Genomic DNA, 17927 nt, shown 5'->3' with positions numbered 1-17927 from the left:
GTTAGCGCTGTACGAGTGTCATTTCAAAGCTGTAGGAATCGGCGCGGTAAACGTGGTGGCCTGTTTCCACCCGGCGGCCTGTATCGTCCGTGGCGGTGCGCTCCATGGTGACCAGTGCCGAGTTCACGGGTGCGTCGAGAAGGCCTGCCTGGAATTCGTTGGCGATCACTGCGCCTATCCGTTGCGTGGCGAGCCGGAAGTTGACGCCGCCCCGGCGCAGGATGGCGTAAAGCCCTTCGGCTGCGAGGGTTGCTTCGTCGATGGCGACGATATCGTCCCGGACCCAGTTCTCCATCAGCGCCAGTGGTTTCCCGCCGACCTTGCGCAGCCGGGTGAAGTGGTAGACCGTGGATCCTGCGGGGATCTCCAAGGTGGCCAACGTGGCTGCGTCTGCCTCCCCATGCGAGAAGCTCAGCACCTCGGTGGTGGGTTTTTTGCCGTTGTTGGTGAGATCGTCGAACAGGCTGGAAAGCTCCAAAGGCCGCCGGACCTGGCTGGAGACCACCTGAGTCCCGACGCCGCGCTTGCGCACCAGAAGCCCGGAGCGGACCAGCTCATCCATGGCCTTGCGCATGGTGGGCCTGGACAGGTTGAGCTGGGCGGCAAGGTCGATCTCGTTGTCCAGCCTGCTGCCAGGTTCCAGGATGCCACTGTGGATGGCTGCCTCAATCCCCTGGACCACCTGGTGGTACAGGGGGACAGGGGAGGACCGGTCGATGATGAGGCCGAGTTGGTTCGTCACTGAATCTTTCCTCAGGTTCCACGCGTTGCCCGGCCGGCACCTCTTGTGAAGGTACTGGTCTGCATATGTTCGCTTGATAGGACATACTTCTGAATCGATGATATCAGCAGGCTGGCGGCCGTCAAGGGAGCCGCAAGCCCGTGCCGATGGCAACGGAGAAACATGTCCGGACATGCGCACGAAGGTCTCATGAGGGTATCCGTCCCGCCGGCCGGGGGGGCCTGCCTTTAGGCTGGGGGAATGACTAACCGATACCTCGTCTCCCGTGAGCGCTTCATCGCGGCCACCCCCGAAGCGATCTTTGAAATCCTCGCCACCCCTGCGATGCACAGCGTTATCGATGGCTCCGGCACGGTCAAAGGCGCCCAGCCGCGCGGCCCGGAGAGGTTGTCCGCCGGAGCGAAGTTCGGCATGGAGATGAACGTCAAGGTGGATTACAAGATCCTCAATACGGTCTGCGAATTTGAGGAAGGCCGGCGGATCGCGTGGCGCCACTTCTACGGCCACGTTTGGCGCTACATCCTGGAACCAGCCACCGCCGCCGATGGAACCGCCGGGACCAAAGTCACCGAGCAGTGGGACGCCCGGGCAGTCCGCGGCAAATTCTTCCTGCGGCTTGCCGGGTACCTGCGCCGCCACCCGGTCAGCATCGAGGAAACCCTTGCCCGGTTGGATCACCACCTGACGGGCACCGCCGAAGTGAACGGCTAACAGCCATGGTGGACCTCACCGCCAGCCGCGGCCACAGCCCGCGCACCCTTGAAATCGAAAGCCTTGACAGCTTCGACCGGCTGGTGCGCGCCGGGGCAGTGGCCATGCACGGCTGGCATGCCCAGTCCCTGGACCTCCGTGGCCGGCAGGCCGCGCTGGACACCCTGGACGTGGGAGGCGCCATATTCCTGGGCTGCACGTTCGATCCGGGGGTCGAGGACCGGATCCGCCGGCGGGGCGCACTGATATTTCCACGCCTCGAAGGAGTTCCGTTCGATCCCTACCGGGCGCAGCTGTACACACCGCAGGAGCTGTATACCGGCCTGGAAAATTCACCGTATGAGGAACTCCCGGACGCGCTGGTGTACCAGTGGAGCATCCAGCCCGGGCAGCGCCACCAGCTGGAGTCCACCCTGGCGTCGGCATTGCACGATCACGCGATAGGGGACGCACTGGAGGAGTTCCTCCGCTCGGATGTTTTCGCCGGCCGGACCGTGGTGGGGGTGATGGGCGGCCACGCGGCGCAGCGCGGCAGCGAGGGATTTGGCCAGGCCGCGGCGTTGGGCAGGCTGCTTGCCCGCAGCGGGCGGGTTGTCGCGACCGGTGGCGGGCCGGGTGCCATGGAGGCTGCGAACCTGGGCGCGTACCTGAGCGGCTTCCCGGAAGCCGAGGTGGCTGCGGCGCTCGCCGGGCTCGGTTCCGTCCCGGGGTTCCGCCCCTCCGTGTCCGCGTGGGCGCGGGCGGCTGCCGCCGTCGTCGAGCGTTTCCCGAATGGAACGCCGTCGCTGGGGATCCCCACCTGGTTTTATGGACACGAGCCGCCGAATTACTTCGCCACGCACATCGCCAAGTACTTCGCCAACGCGGTGCGGGAGGCAATCCTGTTGGAGGTCTGCGACGGTGGGATCATCTTCCTGCCGGGAGCGGCCGGTACCGTGCAGGAAATCTTCCAGGACGCGTGCGAGAACTATTACAGCGCCCGCGAAGCCGTCACGCCCATGGTGCTGGTGGGAAAGCGGCACTGGGAGGAGGAGTGCCCGGCGTGGCCCATCCTTCAGAAACTGGCCGCCGGACGCGCCATGGAGGACAGGATCTTCCTGGTGGACAGCGTGGAGGAGGCCCTCGCGGTCATGGGCGGGTAGGGCCTGACCGCTCTGAACAACGCCTCAGGAGAGCTACAAATCCTTGCGGCACTGGGCTTTGCTGAGCTCGTACAATCCGTTGAGATCGCCCGCCGCGAGTCCCTCGGGGCTGCCGATCTCGGGGTACATCAGCTGCCTGGGATCGTCCACGTGCTCCAGTCCCATCACATGGCTAAGTTCGTGCAGGATCACTGCGGTGGCGTACAGCTTCCCGTCCGGCTGCCGCAGGTCCTCGGTGATCTGCAAGGCGTCCAGTTCCAGGCTGCCGGTGACGAAGGTCTTGGGGCCGTCGTCGAAGCTGTAATGGGTGCTCCCGCCGGTACCGATCACCTTGCCCTTAAGCTGCGGGGCAACCTCGGGGGTGGTCCAGGCGATGAGCAGGGGAGCCCACCGGTCACCGTAGGCATCAGGCTGGTACGGATCCCGCTGCCCGGACGGCTGCTCGGTGGTGGCCCCGTCATAAATGAACTGAATGCCGGTGGCCCGGGAAATGGTGTCAATGGCGTCCGGAACCAGCTGCTGCGCGCCGGCTGGGGCAAGTTCGGCGTTGACCACATAATGCAGCGGCCGACAGGGGGAGTACCCCACCGGAGTGCCGTCGCCATTGACCGCGAGGAAACCGTAGGAATCGCTCCCCAGCACCGGAGACTCCGGGCTGCCAAGCGGAGCTCCCTCTTCCTCCATCCCCGGCGGCGGGGCTTCAGCGCTCCTGCCCGCCCGCCCAGCAGTGCCGGGCTCCGGCGTTCCGGATTCGCCCGTTCCGGACTGGCCCCCGGCGGGTTGGCCGGCGCCGGGTTGGCCTGGCTGCAGGCCCGGGCCGATCCGGACGTCCAGCAGGCCCATGATGCGCGGATCACCGTAAAGAAACCCTGCCACCAGGAACGCCGAGGCACCGATGGCCGTCAGCACAAGGAAATTGCGGACAATCCCGCCGCACCGCCGGGGACTCCCGTCGGAGCGAAGCCTGTTGGAGCGGCGCCCGCCGGAGTGGCTCCCGTCGGAAGGGCCCCCGTCGGAAGGGCGCGGTGGTCCCGCGTCCACTAACCCACCACGGTGCCGAAGGCCAGGCCCAGCAGGTACGTGACGCCGGCGGCCCCCAGGCCAATCGCCAGCTGGCGCAGCCCGCGCGTCAGCGGCGACGTGCCGGACAGCAGGCCCACGATTCCGCCGGTCACCAGCAACGCCAGGCCCACCAGGACGCCAGCCACCACCAGCGCGGCCACACCCGTCATGCCGAACAGGAACGGCAGGATGGGCACAATGGCGCCGGAGGCGAAGAAGCAGAAGCTGGAGAGCGCTGCGCCCCACGCGGTGCCCACCGCCTCATGCTGGTCGGCGGCTTCGGGCAGTTCAGGCTGCAGGGACAGGCTGGGATCGCAGTCGCAGGCCAGCAGTCCGGTGCGTTCTGCCACGCGGTGTTCGGCGGCCTCCCGGGACATGCCCCGGGCCAGGTACACCAGCAGCAGTTCGTTGTGTTCAAGATCGAGTTTGGGTGCGGCGGCCAGCGTGATCTGCGTGGGCCTGGTGGCGGCCAGGAGTTCTCGCTGGGAACGCACCGAAACAAACTCGCCGGCGCCCATGGACATGGCACCGGCCAGGAGCCCGGCGATGCCGCTGAGCAGCACCACGCCGCTGGAGACCCCGGAGGCGGCCATGCCCATGACCAGTGAGAGGTTGCTGACCAGGCCGTCGTTGGCGCCGAACACGGCGGCGCGGAAGGTGCCGGCAAGCCGGTTCCGGCCACGGGTGGCCAGGCCGCGGACCACTTCCTCGTGGATCTGTTCGTCGGCCGCCATCGCGTCAGTGGCGTTGGGTTCCCGGGAATAGGGGGAGCGGCCTTCGGCGCGCTGGGCCAGGGCAAGAACGAACACCGAACCGAAGTGGCGGGCAAGGAAGCCGAGCAGCTGGCTCCGCAGCGATGCGGGCCGGGACTTCTGGGCGTTCTCGCCCAGGAGTTTCAGCCAATGGGCTTCATGGCGGCCTTCTGCGTCGGCGAGGGCCAGGAGGATGTCCCGCTCTTCACCGACGCGGTTCTGGGCCAGGTCGCGGTAGACGGCGGCCTCGGCGCGTTCGTCTGCGAGGTACTGGCGCCACCGGCGGATGTCTGCTGCAGAGGGCTGCGGTGCAGACGGGTGGGGGTCCGCGGAGGGGTGGGCGCGGCTGGGTTTGGCGTGCTGAGTCACGAAGGCTCCTGTGCTGGATAGGGCATGGTTCGGCCCCATTGCAGTGACCAGCCTACCGCGGAAATCCGCGGATTTTCGGCTGGCAAACCTCACTCGCAATTTTCGGCTCCCCTTAATATTCCCTGCTCCCGTGGGTCCACCGCTGAAGGCCGTCCGGCCCTTGACCCCACATTCCCGCGGTGCTGTTATGAAGGTGTGGGCGCCCGCCACCGCCCGGCCGCAAGAGCATGTCACAGGCGAATAATCGGAGGTTGGACTATGAACACCACCGGAGAGCACCCGGACCTGCCGCACCTTGAATCAGTTGAATCGGACCCCGCTTACGACTATGCCGAGGACATTCCGGTTGACGAGGACGATTGGGACGCGGAGGACGAGTTCCTCGATGCCGAAGAGGTCATCGTTCCAACGCCCCCGGTCAAGGTCGACGCCGAGGAACGGCTGGTTCCGCTGGATGAGGACGAATTCCGCGGTATTGAATAGGAGCGGAACCGGCATGAAGGTCCGGTGACGCGCCTCACGCAGAACGGACGACGGCGGCACCCGGGGTTCGCTGAAAAGCGAACGCGGGTGCCGCCGTCGTACTTCCTGCTGGTGTGCTGCCTGCTCCGCGCTACGGTGCGGGAACTGCTACCGGTACTTCTTCGTTGTCCTTGCCGGCGACGCGCCGGACCCAGTTGCGCATGACCTGGGGATCCGTGGGCTTAGTCAGCAGCGAGACCGCCACGTAAACCACGGCCGAACTGAGCAGGCCGAAGTAGATCGGTTCGTTGGCGAAGACGCCGTCCAGCGGAACCTCCGCGTTGATTTCCAGCACAATCATGGTGCCGAGCGTGACCACTGAACCCACGGCCATGGAGGCGGCAGCGGCGAGGCCGGTTCCGCGCTTCCACACCAGACCACCCAGAATTGCCACGAGCAGGCCGCCCACCAGGATGTCGTAGGCGATGGTGAGGGCAGCCACGACGTCCTTGGTGATGATGGCGATCAGGATGGCCACGACCCCGAGTCCGAGGACCCACATGCGGTTGGCCTTGACGTCATGCTCGGGGTTGTCGGTGTCCCCGGTGTTAATGTCCTTGCCGAACCAGCTTGCGACGAACGGCAGGACATCGGCGCGCGCCACGGTTGCCGCGGCGATCAGGGCGCCGGAAGCGGTGGACATCATGGCGGCCACGGCTGCGGCAAGGACCAGCCCGCCGATGCCGATCGGGAGCAGGTTCTGGGCTACCTCGGCGTAGACAACGTCCTTGCCGCCGGTGGCGACGTCGATATCAGGCAGGGCAACTTTGGCTCCCAGGCCGATCAGTGCCCCGGCCACGCCGTACAGGATGCAGTAGATGCCGGCAGTGGCGCCGCCCCAGCGTGCCACGCCCGGATTTTTGGCCGTGAACACGCGCTGCCAGATGTCCTGGCCGATCAGCAGGCCAAGGGTGTAGACCACGAAGTACGTGATGATGGTCTGCACGCCGATGCCGTCCCACTGGAAGAAGCTTGCATCCACACGGCCGCGGATACCGTCCAGCCCGCCGGCAGCGTTCAGGGTGAAGGGGAGCATCAGGAGGAAGATGCCTACCGTTTTGATGACGAACTGCACCTGGTCGGCCAGGGTGATGGACCACATGCCGCCGATCGTGGAGTAGACCAGGACGATGGCCCCGCCGATGGCGATGGCCAGCCAGCGCTCCCAGCCGAAGAGGACCACGAAGATGGTGGCGTAGGCGCCGGTGGAGGTGGCGCACAGCATCAGCGTGTAGGCCAGCATCACGATGCCGGAGGTCTGCGTCGCCTTGCTGCCGTAGCGCAGGGTGAGCATTTGGGAGACCGTGTAGATCTTCAGCCGCTGGATGGTGCCCGCGAAGAGCAGGCTCAGCAGCAGCACGCCGGCGCCGATGGCAACCACAAGCCACATGCCGGAGATGCCGAACTTGTAGCCGAGTCCTACACCGCCCACGGTGGAGGCCCCGCCGAGGACCACGGCGGCCATGGTGCCTGTGTAGAGGAACGGGCCGAGGCGGCGCCCTGCCACGAGGAAGTCGCTGTTGTTCCGGGTGCGGGACTTGCCCCACCAGCCGAAGGCCAGCATTGCGATGAGATACACCACCACGATGGCGATGTTGACGAAATTTGGATCCATGTTGGGGGCTCCTGGAGCTGAGGTGCAGCGTGCGTGAACCGGTGGGCCTGCCCGGAGGGAGCCGGTATTCTGCTGCTCTTGCGGAGTGAAAGGGGAACAAAAAGCCAATAATTGCCTGACAGGCAACATTTGTTGTCCGCAAGCATATTCTGTGACCGGCGTAACAGTCAACGTTGCTACGCCACATGATCTTGTACGACGCGGCCGGCCGCTTTTCGCGGGCTGCTGGCCATTAGTATTGCTCCAGAGATGGGGCTGGACCACCGGCCACGAAAGGTTCGCACATGAAGGCACTGCCAGTTGAGCCGAGCAACACCCCGGTTGCCATCGGTTCCCGGATCCGTGCCGCCCGGCAGTCGCAGCGGCTGACCATCGAGCAGGTGGCAGACGCTACCGGGCTGACCAAGGGATTCCTCAGCCGCGTGGAGCGGGACCTTACCTCGCCGTCCGTGGCCTCGCTGGTGACCCTGTGCCAGGTGCTCTCCATCTCCATCGGTGACCTGTTTATGGCCCCGGAAACGCACCTGACCAAAAAAGGTGCGGGGCCAAAAATCTCGCTTGGCGGCGAAGGAATTGTGGAACGGCTGCTGACGGCGCGGTCCGAACGGCGCGTCCAGATCATCCAGGCGGTCATTGCACCCCACGGCCGCGGCGAATCCGAACTGTACGCCGTGGACTGCGATGTTGACGTGCTCCACGTGATCAAGGGCCAGATCCGCCTGATCCTCACCAACGAGGAATACGAACTCAGCACCGGCGATACCGTGACGTTCCCCGGACGCGAACCGCACACCTGGGCCAACCCCACCGACGAGCCGGTGGAAGTGCTCTGGGTCCTGGTGCCCGCCGCCAGCCGGTAAGTTGCCGCCAGCATCTAGGTTGCCGGGCCCGGGTAGGTTGCGCGGCCCCGGCGCCGTTCCGGTGTAAACATTTGGTGCACATTGCGAAACTTCTGCGTATGATGGGTGTCACACCCGCCGATCAATCTCAAAGGAGAGGCTCACCGTGAAAGAGCTGCGCATCGAAGCCAACGGCAATCTTGGTCCGATCGATTCATCCCGCATCCCGCGTTACGCCGGCGCCGCCACGTATGCCCGCCTGCCCCGCCTGGACCAGGTGGCCAAGGCTGATGTGACGGTGGTGGGCGTGCCGTTCGATTCCGGTGTCTCCTACCGTCCAGGCGCGCGGTTCGGTGCCAATCATGTCCGTGAAGCGAGCCGCCTGCTCCGCCCGTACAACCCGGCCTGGGATGTCAGCCCGTTCGAGAACATCCAGGTTGCCGACGCCGGTGACATGGCGGTCAATCCGTTCAACATCAACGAGGCCATTGAGGCCATCCAGCAGAACGCCCTGGACCTGACGGCGGCCGGCAGCAAACTGGTGACCCTGGGCGGGGACCACACCATCGCCCTGCCTCTGCTCCGTGCGGCGGCCGAACGGGCGGGTGGCCCCATCGCCATGCTCCACTTCGACGCCCACCTGGACACCTGGGACACCTACTTCGGCGCCGAATACACCCACGGCACCCCGTTCCGCCGGGCCGTGGAAGAAGGCATCCTGGACACCGAGGCCATCAGCCACATCGGCACCCGCGGCCCGCTCTACGGCAAGAAGGACCTCGACGACGATCACCGCTTCGGGTTCGGCATCGTCACCTCCGCAGACGTCTACTACCAGGGCGTCCTCGAGACCGTGGCCAAGGTCCGCGACCGGATCGGCAACCGCCCGCTCTACATCTCCGTGGACATCGACGTCCTGGACCCGGCCCACGCCCCGGGCACCGGAACCCCCGAGGCCGGCGGCATCACCAGCCGCGAACTCCTGGAAATCATCCGAGGCTTCCGCGGCATGAACCTGGTGGGCGCCGACATCGTCGAAGTGGCCCCTGCCTACGATCACGCCGAAATCACCGGGGTGGCAGCGAGCCATGTTGCCTATGAACTGGTCACCCTGATGGCGGACAATGCTGTTCCGGGGGACAGGTTCGGCGCAGCCAACGGCTACGCCGCCCAGGCCCTCGGCCAGCAGATCCGCCAGCCTGCCGGCTTCGCGGCTGGAATCGCCGCTGGAATCAAGGAGTAGCAAATCATGATTGACTTCGATCCGGGCACAGCAGCTCCCACCAAAGGCACCGACGTTCGCAACGGCGGGGATCTCGTCGTCGAGACCCTCGAAGCCCTGGGGGCCAAGACGGTCTTCGGCATTCCGGGCCAGCACGCGCTGGGCCTGTTCGATGCCATGGGCCGCGGGAACCTGCATTTCGTTTCCTCCCGCGTGGAGAATAACTCAGCCTTCGCAGCTGACGGCTATTCGCGCGCTACCGGTGAAGTGGGCGTCCTGTTCCTCTCCACCGGGCCAGGCGCACTGACGTCCCTGGCCGGCCTGCAGGAGGCCTACGCAACGGGTGTGCCCATGGTTGTGGTGGCCAGCCAGATCCCGCTCGACGGGCTGGGGGCCCGCCGCAAAGGCATGCTCCACCAGCTCGATGACCAGAAGGCCTCGGCCGCCAACGTCACCAAGAGCCAGCGCCTGATCCAGCACGCCTCCGGTATCCCGTCGGCCATCCAGGATGCCTGGACCGAGGCCATCTCCTCCCCGCAGGGGCCCGTCTGGCTGGAAATCCCGCAGAACGTGCTGCTGGATCCCATCATGGTCCCGCCGGTTGAGGACGCGCTCGCCGAAGCGGCGGACAACCCGCCCCGCGTGGAGCTGGTCCGCGAGGCAGTGAAATGGCTTGCGACGGCGGAACGTCCGGCCATCATCGCGGGCGGCGGTACGCGCCGTGGCCGGGCCGAGAGGTCCCTGCTCGCCATCGCCGAGAAGCTTCGCGCGCCGGTCATCTGCACACCTGGCGGCAACGGGGCATTCCCCTGGAACCACGAACTGTCCCTGCAGTCCTGGATCGAGGACCGCCACATGACGGACCTCCTGGAAGATGCCGACGTCCTGATTGTGATCGGCTCCTCCCTGGGCGAGGTCACGTCCAACTACTTCACGTTCGAGCCGCGCGGCCGGATCATCCAGATCGACGCCGAACCGCGCGTGCTCGAATCCAACAGCCCGGGCCTGGGCATCCGCGCCGACGCAGGCCAGGCGCTCGCCGCCCTGGATGCGGCACTTCAGGCAGTACCGGGAACCAAACCCAACTGGCATGGAGCCACGCCCGAGACCCTGGTGAAGGATTCCCTGGCCAAGGTGAAAGCGCGGCTGGAAGCGCAGGACCTGGGCAAGGAACTGAAGTTTATGGCCGACATCCGGGAGGCAGTCCCCGCGGACATGCAGACCTTCTGGGACATGACCATTGCGGCGTATTGGGGCTGGAGCTGCTGGGATGCCCGGGACGGCCAATTCCACTCGGCCCAGGGTGCCGGCGGCCTGGGGTACGGTTTCCCGGCCGCAATCGGCGGTGCCGTTGGCCTGGAAACAGTGGGCAAACCCGGCAGGGTCCTTGCAGTTTCCGGCGACGGTTCATCCATGTACTCCATCTCCGAACTTGCCACGGCGAAGCAGCACAACGTGCCGGTCACGTGGCTGATCGTGGACGACGGCGGCTACGGCATCCTGCGCGAGTACATGGTGGGTGCGTTCGGCAAAGCCACGGCCACCGAGTTGGCGCGCCCCGACTTCGTCAAACTCGCCGAAGCATTCGGCGTCCCGGCCACCCGGGTGGCCCCCGAGGACGTGGGGGACGCGCTCAGGGCGGGCTTCGCCGCCGACGGCCCCAACGTCGTCGTCGTTGAAACCCTGCTCAAAATGTTCGGCCCCACCCACCTGGACGGCTGAGAAAGCCGCTTCGTAAACAGCGCGGACCGGCAGCTGATAACCCCCGAAACGGGTCTATTGGCTGCAGGTCCGCGCTTGGCGTTTAAGGGCCATTCCAGCTTGTTAGTTTCCTAAAGCAACCATTTTTCTATATAGTTGCCTGAGGCAAGCAAAAAGGAGGGTTCAATCATGGCCGTTGCGCCAGACACTGCTGCGGATCTTGTCTCCCGCATTTTCGACCTCCAGCGCGTGGTCCGGTACGTGGCGAACGCGAGTTTCCGCGGTATGGATACGGGCGTGGCGGTGCAGGGCGTCCTGCGGTTTGTGGGGGAGGGCGAATCCCGCGCCACCCACCTGGCAGAACGGCTGGGCGTCAGCGCCCCCGTCCTCAGCCGCCACATCGCTGATCTCGAAATGCAGGGCTACGTCACCAGGCGGCAGGATCCCTGCGACGGCCGGGCCCAGCTGGTTGCTTTGTCGCCGGCCGGAGTGGAGAAGCTCCGCCAGATCGAGGAGCTCCGCGCAGCCACCTTGCAGGACTACCTCAGCAGCTGGAGCCAGGACGATGCCGAAGAAACCGCGCGGACCCTGGCGCGGCTCACGGATTCCCTCAAACTCTCAGCCCGGGCAACGGCGGCCGGTCCCCACACGATGACCAAGACACTCCAGGAGCACTGACATGTCGAATCCACCTGCTACTGCACCTCCCGTGGTGATGACCCACCGCCAAATCATGGAGGCCCTCACCGGGCTCCTGGCGGCCTTCTTCACCGCCATCCTCAGCAGCACCATCGTTGCGAACGCGCTGCCCACCATCATGTCCGATCTCCACGGCACCCAGACCGATTTCGCCTGGGTGATCACGGCCGCGCTCCTGGCCAACGCCGTCACCACCCCGCTCTGGGGCAAGCTGGCTGACCTCTTCAACAAAAAGGTCCTGGTCCAGCTGAGCATTGTCATCTTTGTGGCCGGATCGGTCATGGCCGGACTGTCCGAAACCATCCCGCTGCTGCTCACCGCCCGCGTCATCCAGGGTGTTGCGATGGGCGGCCTTACGGCCCTGTCCCAGGCCATCATCGGCACCATGATCCCGCCCCGGGACCGCGGCAAATACTCCGGCTACATGGGCGGCGTGATGGCCGTTGGCACCGCCGGCGGCCCGCTGCTGGGCGGCTTCATCGTGGACAGCCCGCTCGGCTGGCGCTGGACGTTTTTCGTCTGCGTGCCGCTGGCCGTGGTTGCCTTGATCCTGCTTCAGGTAACCCTGAAGATCCAGCACATCAAACGCCCCGCCAAGATCGACTGGCTGGGCTCCATCCTGCTGACCTCCGGCGTCAGCCTGCTGCTCATCTGGGTCTCCTTCGCCGGCAACCCCGCCTACTACGGCTGGGTTTCCTGGCAGTCAGCCGCCATGGTGGGCGGCGGCGTGGTGCTCCTGGCCCTGCTGGTGCTGGTCGAAGCCAAAGTGGAACAGCCCATCATCCCGCTCAAGATCATCTCCGAGCGCACCACCGCCCTGGCCATCCTGGCCTCCGTGGCCGTGGGTGTGGCCATGTTCGGTTCCACCACTTTCCTGGGCCAGTACTTCCAGGTGGCCCGCGGCGCCTCGCCCACCGAGGCCGGCCTGCTGACACTTCCCATGATCGCCGGCAACCTGACAGGCTCCGTGGTCTCCGGCCTGCTGATCAGCCGCACGGGAAAGTGGAAGAGGTACCTGATCGGCGGGTCCGTCCTGCTGATCGGCGGACTGGGCCTGGCCGGCACCATGGACCACACCACCGAACTGTGGCAGGCCGGGATCTTCACGGCAATCCTGGGCGTGGGCCTGGGCATGCTGATGCAGAACCTGGTGCTGGCAGTCCAGAACACCGTGCGGGCGTCGGACATCGGAACGGCCAGCGCCTCAGTGGCCTTCTTCCGCTCGGTAGGCGGCGCGATCGGCGTGGCAGTACTGGGAGCGGTCCTGAGCAGCCGGGTCAGCCAACTCGCCACCGAGGGCCTCAACGCTGCCGGCATCCCGGTGGCCGGCGGCACGGCCGGAGCAAGCATGGACCTGGTGGACATGCCCGCCCCGGTCCGCGAGATCATGCGCGCCGCCTACGGTGACGCCACCGCCGAGGTGTTCCTCATCTCCGCCGTGGTGGCCGTCATCGCCCTGGTCTCCGTGCTGTTCATCAAGGAACGCCCGCTGCGGCGCACCGTGGACGTGGAGCCGGACGTGCGTGATCTTCAGTCTGGCGCAGACTCTGAACGCTCGACGGCGGAGCTTGCCTCGGCGAACAAGTAAGAGGCGCGCTGCTGGTCACGTGAGGCCCGGTTACCCGATGGGGAACCGGGCCTCATTTTCCACCCGCTTCAGGCTTTCCGATGAACTTTTGCCTGCCGATGTTACGCGGCGCCGCACTATTTCGTAGAGTGGGGACCGTCTGGAATGTCAGCCCCGGCTGCTACTACTTGGACTCACTAATTCGCGCTCTCTCCCTTAAGGACCCGTGGGCATGCTCTTCACCCTGATACGGCGCTATTCCAAGCCGTATATGCCATACATCGTTGCCGTCGTCGCGTTCCAGCTCGCGTCCACCATCGCGGCGCTGTACCTGCCCAGCCTCAACGCACAGATCATCGATGAGGGCGTTTCCCGCGGGGACACGGATTTCATCTGGCGGACCGGCGGCCTGATGCTCCTGGTGGCCTTTGTCCAGGTGGGCACAGCCATCGCAGGGGTCTACTACGGCTCCAAGACGGCCATGGCTGTGGGCCGGGACCTCCGCCGGGGGGTGTTCCGCAAGGTCACCAGTTTCTCGGCCAAGGACGTAAACATGTTCGGGGCGCCCACCCTGATCACCCGCGGCACCAATGACGTCCAACAGGTACAGATGCTGGTGCTGATGGGCCTGAACTTCATGGTTGCCACGCCTATCATGTGCATCGGCGGCATCATCATGGCCCTGCGCGAGGACCTTAGCCTGTCCTGGCTCGTCTGGGTCTCGGTGCCTGTGCTCCTGGTGGTGGTGGGCTACCTGGTGGTGCGGCTGATGCCGCTGTTCCGCTCCATGCAGAAGAAGATCGACCGCATCAATGCCGTCCTGCGTGAGCAGATCATTGGTATCAGGGTGGTCCGGGCATTCGTCCGCGAACCCTTCGAGACCGAGCGCTTCGGGGTGGCCAACAAGGAACTGACTGATGTTTCGCTGAAGATCGGGGCCCTTTTTGTCCTGATGTTCCCCGCCATTGGCATGATCCTGCACCTGTCGACGGCCGCAGTGCTGTGGTTCGGCGGGCAGCGTGTGGATTCCGGTGAGATGCAGGTGGGCGCACTGACCGCGTTCCTGCAGTACCTGCTGCAGATCCTCATGGCGGTGATGATGGGCACGTTCATGGCCATGATGATCCCGCGCGCCTCAGTGTGTGCGGACCGCATCGGTGAAGTGCTCGACGTCGAACCGTCCATCCACGATCCCGAACGGCCCGAGGCCCCTGCCGCCCTTGCCGGCGTGGTGGAATACCGGAACGTCAGCTTTGCCTACCCCGGTGCCGAGTCGCCGGTGCTGAGCAACATCAGCTTTACTGCCAAGCCGGGGGAGACTGTGGCCATCATCGGTTCCACCGGTGCGGGAAAGACCTCGCTGCTGTCCCTGCTGCCGCGCCTGTATGACATCGCCGAGGGTGAGGTTCTCCTGGACGGCGTGTCCGTCGCCAACCTTGACCGGGCCGAGATCACCAAGCGGGTAGCGATGGTGCCGCAGAGGCCGTACCTGTTCTCTGGCACCATCGAGCACAACCTTCGTTTCGGCAAGACCGAAGCCACGGACCAGGAACTTTGGGACGCACTGGAAGTGGCCCAGGGCGGAGACTTCGTCCGCGAAAAGAAGAACGGACTAAACGCCCGGATCGCCCAGGGCGGGACCAACGTCTCCGGCGGACAGCGGCAACGGCTGTGCATCGCCCGCGCGCTGGTCACCAAACCCAAGGTGTACCTTTTCGACGATTCCTTTTCCGCACTGGACGTTGCCACCGACGCCCGGCTGCGCACTGCACTGAAAAAAACCACCGCCGACGCCACCGTGATCATCGTGGCGCAGCGGATCTCCACCATCACCGAAGCAGACCAGATCCTGGTCCTGGACAACGGCCGGATCGTGGACCGCGGAACCCATGAGGAACTCCTGGAAACCTCACCCACCTACCAGGAAATCGTCGAATCCCAGCTGAGCGTGGAGGAAATGGCATGAGCGCCCGCAAGAAGGACGCAACACTGGCCGCGGAGCAGGGCACGGATGTGACCCCCGGAACCGAGGCAACACCAGAGCTCCTCGACGACGACTTCGTTGAGGAGGAGTACAAGCCCTCCGAGGCCGACGGCGACATGTTCGGCGGGGTGCCTGCCAAGAAGGCAGAGCACTTCTGGCCTTCCGCGAAGCGTTTGATGGGGCTGCTGAAACCCGAAGCGATCGGCATCTACGCCGTGGTTGCCCTGGTCATCGTTTCCGTGGTCCTGAACGTCATCGCGCCCAAGATCCTGGGCCAGGCAATGGACGTGATCTTCGGCGGTGTGGTGGGAAAGCAGCTGCCCGCAGGCGCAAGCAAGGACGAGTTCGTGGCGGGCCTGCGCCAGCAGGGGCAGGACAACTTCGCGGACATGATCGCGAAGATGGAATTGGTGCCCGGCACCGGGATCGACTTCCAAAAACTCTCCGTCCTGATCGCGATCGTCCTGGTCATGTACTTTGTGGCCAACATCTTCCTGTGGCTGCAGGGCTATGTGCTGAACCGGATTGTCATGAAGGTGATCCGCAGGCTCCGCGACGACACCGAAAAGAAGCTGAACCGGCTTCCGCTTAACTACTTCGACACCCGCCAGCGCGGGGACGTGCTGTCCCGGGTAACGAACGACGTCGACAACGTCCAGCAGGCTCTCCAGCAGGCCTTCGCCCAGCTGATCAGCTCCCTCCTGACCGTCATCGGCATTGTCATCATGATGTTCATCGTCTCCTGGCAGCTCGCGCTCATCGCCCTGATCGCGCTGCCGCTCTCCGGCGTTGCCGCCGGCATCATTGGTTCGCGCAGCCAGAAGCTCTTCGCCGCGCAATGGAAGAACACCGGTGCCCTGAACGGCCAGATCGAGGAATCCTTCTCGGGGCATGACCTCGTGCGGGTCTTCGGCCGCGACGCCGACATGCTGGCACGCTTCGAGGAACGCAACGAGGAACTGTACAAGGCCAGCTTCGGCGCCCAGTTCGTCTCCGGCATCATCTTCCCGGTGATGCAGTTCGTCTCCTACCTCAGCTACGTGGGCATCGCCGTGGTGGGCGGCCTGCGTGTTGCCTCCGGCTCCATGTCCCTCGGCGACGCCACCGCCTTCATCCAGTACTCACGCGAATTCACCCAGCCGCTGGGGCAGATGGCCGGGATGGCCAACATGCTGCAGTCCGGTGTGGCCTCCTCCGAGCGCGTTTTCGAGTTCCTTGACGCCGATGAGCAGGATTCGGAGACTGCCACCGAGCACCTACCGGCCAAGACCGACGGGCATGTCGAATTCCAGGACGTCACGTTCAGCTACACCGAGGACAAGCCGCTGATCGAAAACCTCTCCTTCACCGCCGAACCAGGGCACACTGTGGCAATCGTTGGCCCCACGGGAGCCGGCAAGACCACCCTGGTGAACCTGGTGATGCGCTTCTACGAGCTCAACTCAGGGGCCATCACGCTGGACGGCGTGGACGTGACGCACCTGAGCCGGGCCGAGCTCCGCTCCAAGGTGGGTATGGTTCTGCAGGATGCCTGGCTGTTTGGCGGCTCCATCTACGACAACATCCGGTACGGCAACCTGGACGCCAGCGAGGAACAGATCATGGCGGCCGCAAAGGCCACCTTCGTGGACCGTTTTGTCCGCGCCCTGCCCGAGGGCTACAACACCGTCATCGACGAAGAAGGCAACAACGTCAGCGCCGGTGAAAAGCAGCTGATCACCATCGCCCGCGCGTTTGTGGCCAACCCGTCGCTGCTCATCCTGGACGAGGCCACCAGCTCCGTGGACACCCGCACCGAACTCCTGGTCCAGAAGGCCATGGCGGCGCTGCGGACGGACCGGACAAGCTTTGTAATCGCGCACCGCCTTTCCACCATCCGCGACGCCGACACCATCCTGGTGATGGAGAACGGCAAGATCGTGGAGCAGGGCAACCACAAGACGTTGCTGGCCGCCGAGGGCGCGTACTACCGGCTGTACATGTCGCAGTTCGCCGGTTCCAACGTGGAAGAATCCGTGGTTGATGATTCGACGGCGGTACACAGCTGAGCGTGCAGGCGGACCCGTCCGATTCCCAGGGCACGGATCCGCAGCCCACAGCTCCGCAGCCCACAGCTCCGCAGGGCACTGATCTGCAGGGCACAGCTCCCCGGCGCATCGAGGTCCTGATCCCGATGCGCTGGGGCGACATGGACGCCTATGGGCACATCAACAACGTCCAGATCGTCCGCATGCTCGAAGAGGCGCGGATTGCCGCGTTTGGCCCGCCCCGCGGTGCAGGCCTGCCCGGGATCGAACCGGAAGTGTCCCTCTTCAACGACGTCCCTGACGGGGTCCTGGCCCTGGTGGTGGACCACCGGATCCGTTACGTCAAGACCCTCGAATACCGCAACATCCCGGCCGTGGTGCAGGTGTGGATAGGCGCCGTGAAGGGCGCCAGCTTCGACATTCACTACGTGGTCCAGGATCCCGTCACGCGGGAGGACTGCGTCCGGGCCAGCAGCCACCTCGCCTTCGTGGACGAGGCCACCGGGCGGGTCCTGCGCCTCACTCCGGAGCAGAAGGAGCGGATGGTGCCGTTTGTTGTCTGATCCCGCTTCGCAACACCGGAAATAAAGCCTGCCAGCCCTGCTTCCAGGTCCCCCGGGGCCGTTGCAGGCGGGTCTTTAGCCCGTTGCGCCAGGCTTGGCGCACACTGGAAACTGAAGATGTCTATCAAAGGAGCGTTGGTCATGGCCAAGAAACCCCAGCAACACAAGGTCCCCAAGCAGCGCAAAAAAACCTGGAAAGAGATGTCCCCGGGTGCGCGGGCCTCTTTTGTGGCGATAGGGATCGTGCAGATGTCCTTGATGGTGGCCGCCCAGCGTGACATCTCGCGCCGCCCGGCAGCTCAAATCAACGGTCCGAAGGCGGCCTGGCGGGCTGCGTCCCTGATCAATTTCATTGGGCCAATCGGCTACTTCGTCCTGGGCCGCAAGAGGCCTGGAGCTGCCACATAGCT

The 17927-nt window shown here is 65.1% G+C and carries 16 protein-coding genes; 12 read left to right on the top strand and 4 right to left on the bottom strand.

The window, feature by feature from the left end; all coding sequences use genetic code 11:
• Position 1: 1 nt before the first annotated feature.
• On the bottom strand, positions 2–742 hold the full coding sequence (locus tag ACP7AX_RS02045; protein WP_426225213.1) for a GntR family transcriptional regulator: 741 nt from the start codon (positions 740–742) through the stop codon (positions 2–4).
• Between the two features lie 240 nt (positions 743–982).
• Here ACP7AX_RS02045 and ACP7AX_RS02040 point away from each other — a divergent pair, with 240 nt between their 5' ends.
• Positions 983–1453, top strand: a complete 471-nt coding sequence (locus tag ACP7AX_RS02040) for an SRPBCC family protein (RefSeq protein WP_426225212.1) — start codon at positions 983–985, stop codon at positions 1451–1453.
• 5 nt (positions 1454–1458) lie between these two features.
• On the top strand, positions 1459–2595 hold the full coding sequence (locus ACP7AX_RS02035; protein WP_426225211.1) for an LOG family protein: 1137 nt from the start codon (positions 1459–1461) through the stop codon (positions 2593–2595).
• Positions 2596–2628: 33 nt separating this feature from the next.
• Here ACP7AX_RS02035 and ACP7AX_RS02030 read toward each other — a convergent pair whose 3' ends face one another.
• Entirely contained in the window at positions 2629–3504 is an 876-nt protein-coding gene (locus tag ACP7AX_RS02030; protein ID WP_426225210.1) for a matrixin family metalloprotease, read from the bottom strand.
• A gap of 131 nt (positions 3505–3635) precedes the next feature.
• Positions 3636–4778 carry a VIT1/CCC1 transporter family protein gene (locus tag ACP7AX_RS02025; protein WP_426225209.1) on the bottom strand — a complete coding sequence of 381 codons (1143 nt, stop codon included), beginning with the start codon at positions 4776–4778 and terminating at the stop codon, positions 3636–3638.
• 258 nt (positions 4779–5036) lie between these two features.
• Here ACP7AX_RS02025 and ACP7AX_RS02020 point away from each other — a divergent pair, with 258 nt between their 5' ends.
• Complete coding sequence (locus ACP7AX_RS02020) at positions 5037–5261, top strand: hypothetical protein (protein ID WP_131682346.1); 225 nt, start codon at positions 5037–5039, stop codon at positions 5259–5261.
• 130 nt (positions 5262–5391) lie between these two features.
• Here ACP7AX_RS02020 and ACP7AX_RS02015 read toward each other — a convergent pair whose 3' ends face one another.
• On the bottom strand, positions 5392–6915 hold the full coding sequence (locus ACP7AX_RS02015; protein WP_426225208.1) for a sodium:solute symporter: 1524 nt from the start codon (positions 6913–6915) through the stop codon (positions 5392–5394).
• Positions 6916–7199: 284 nt separating this feature from the next.
• On the opposite strand from ACP7AX_RS02015, the gene ACP7AX_RS02010 reads away from it, so the two are divergent.
• The 9 genes from ACP7AX_RS02010 (at position 7200) to ACP7AX_RS01970 (ending at position 17925) form a co-directional block, all read left to right on the top strand.
• Positions 7200–7775 carry a cupin domain-containing protein gene (locus tag ACP7AX_RS02010; protein ID WP_131682344.1) on the top strand — a complete coding sequence of 192 codons (576 nt, stop codon included), beginning with the start codon at positions 7200–7202 and terminating at the stop codon, positions 7773–7775.
• Positions 7776–7920: 145 nt separating this feature from the next.
• Positions 7921–8997 (top strand): agmatinase, encoded by a 1077-nt coding sequence (speB, locus tag ACP7AX_RS02005; protein WP_426225207.1) that lies wholly within the window; start codon positions 7921–7923, stop codon positions 8995–8997.
• A gap of 6 nt (positions 8998–9003) precedes the next feature.
• On the top strand, positions 9004–10698 hold the full coding sequence (locus ACP7AX_RS02000; RefSeq protein WP_426225206.1) for a thiamine pyrophosphate-binding protein: 1695 nt from the start codon (positions 9004–9006) through the stop codon (positions 10696–10698).
• A gap of 168 nt (positions 10699–10866) precedes the next feature.
• Positions 10867–11355 carry a MarR family transcriptional regulator gene (locus tag ACP7AX_RS01995; RefSeq protein WP_131682341.1) on the top strand — a complete coding sequence of 163 codons (489 nt, stop codon included), beginning with the start codon at positions 10867–10869 and terminating at the stop codon, positions 11353–11355.
• Between the two features lies 1 nt (position 11356).
• Positions 11357–12964: an MDR family MFS transporter gene (locus ACP7AX_RS01990; RefSeq protein ID WP_426225205.1), complete on the top strand. Its 1608-nt coding sequence runs from the start codon at positions 11357–11359 to the stop codon at positions 12962–12964.
• Between the two features lie 211 nt (positions 12965–13175).
• The gene (locus ACP7AX_RS01985; protein ID WP_426225204.1) at positions 13176–14909 is read left to right on the top strand and encodes an ABC transporter ATP-binding protein; all 1734 of its coding nucleotides are present in this window, start codon (positions 13176–13178) and stop codon (positions 14907–14909) included.
• Positions 14906–16975: an ABC transporter ATP-binding protein gene (locus tag ACP7AX_RS01980; protein ID WP_426225203.1), complete on the top strand. Its 2070-nt coding sequence runs from the start codon at positions 14906–14908 to the stop codon at positions 16973–16975. The genes ACP7AX_RS01985 and ACP7AX_RS01980 overlap by 4 nt, the downstream gene beginning before the upstream one ends.
• Positions 16976–17100: 125 nt before the next feature.
• Complete coding sequence (locus tag ACP7AX_RS01975) at positions 17101–17517, top strand: acyl-CoA thioesterase (protein WP_426225298.1); 417 nt, start codon at positions 17101–17103, stop codon at positions 17515–17517.
• A 141-nt stretch (positions 17518–17658) separates the two neighbouring features.
• Complete coding sequence (locus ACP7AX_RS01970) at positions 17659–17925, top strand: PLDc N-terminal domain-containing protein (RefSeq protein WP_131682337.1); 267 nt, start codon at positions 17659–17661, stop codon at positions 17923–17925.
• Positions 17926–17927: the final 2 nt, after the last annotated feature.

The organism is Pseudarthrobacter sp. DSP2-3-2b1, assembly GCF_049895945.1.
Lineage (GTDB): Bacteria > Actinomycetota > Actinomycetes > Actinomycetales > Micrococcaceae > Arthrobacter.
The sequence above is the reverse complement of the archived record's forward strand: the minus strand, read 5'-3'. Positions and strand labels throughout refer to the sequence as shown.

Excerpts from the sequence above, each read along its gene's own strand:
- ACP7AX_RS02040 (WP_426225212.1), top strand. The coding sequence starts at position 983 with ATGACTAACCGATACCTCGTCTCCCGTGAGCGCTTCATCGCGGCCACC.
- ACP7AX_RS02035 (WP_426225211.1), top strand. The coding sequence starts at position 1,459 with ATGGTGGACCTCACCGCCAGCCGCGGCCACAGCCCGCGCACCCTTGAA.
- ACP7AX_RS02020 (WP_131682346.1), top strand. The coding sequence starts at position 5,037 with ATGAACACCACCGGAGAGCACCCGGACCTGCCGCACCTTGAATCAGTT.
- ACP7AX_RS02015 (WP_426225208.1), bottom strand. The coding sequence starts at position 6,915 with ATGGATCCAAATTTCGTCAACATCGCCATCGTGGTGGTGTATCTCATC.
- ACP7AX_RS02010 (WP_131682344.1), top strand. The coding sequence starts at position 7,200 with ATGAAGGCACTGCCAGTTGAGCCGAGCAACACCCCGGTTGCCATCGGT.
- ACP7AX_RS02000 (WP_426225206.1), top strand. The coding sequence starts at position 9,004 with ATGATTGACTTCGATCCGGGCACAGCAGCTCCCACCAAAGGCACCGAC.
- ACP7AX_RS01995 (WP_131682341.1), top strand. The coding sequence starts at position 10,867 with ATGGCCGTTGCGCCAGACACTGCTGCGGATCTTGTCTCCCGCATTTTC.
- ACP7AX_RS01990 (WP_426225205.1), top strand. The coding sequence starts at position 11,357 with ATGTCGAATCCACCTGCTACTGCACCTCCCGTGGTGATGACCCACCGC.
- ACP7AX_RS01985 (WP_426225204.1), top strand. The coding sequence starts at position 13,176 with ATGCTCTTCACCCTGATACGGCGCTATTCCAAGCCGTATATGCCATAC.
- ACP7AX_RS01980 (WP_426225203.1), top strand. The coding sequence starts at position 14,906 with ATGAGCGCCCGCAAGAAGGACGCAACACTGGCCGCGGAGCAGGGCACG.
- ACP7AX_RS01975 (WP_426225298.1), top strand. The coding sequence starts at position 17,101 with ATGCGCTGGGGCGACATGGACGCCTATGGGCACATCAACAACGTCCAG.
- ACP7AX_RS01970 (WP_131682337.1), top strand. The coding sequence starts at position 17,659 with ATGGCCAAGAAACCCCAGCAACACAAGGTCCCCAAGCAGCGCAAAAAA.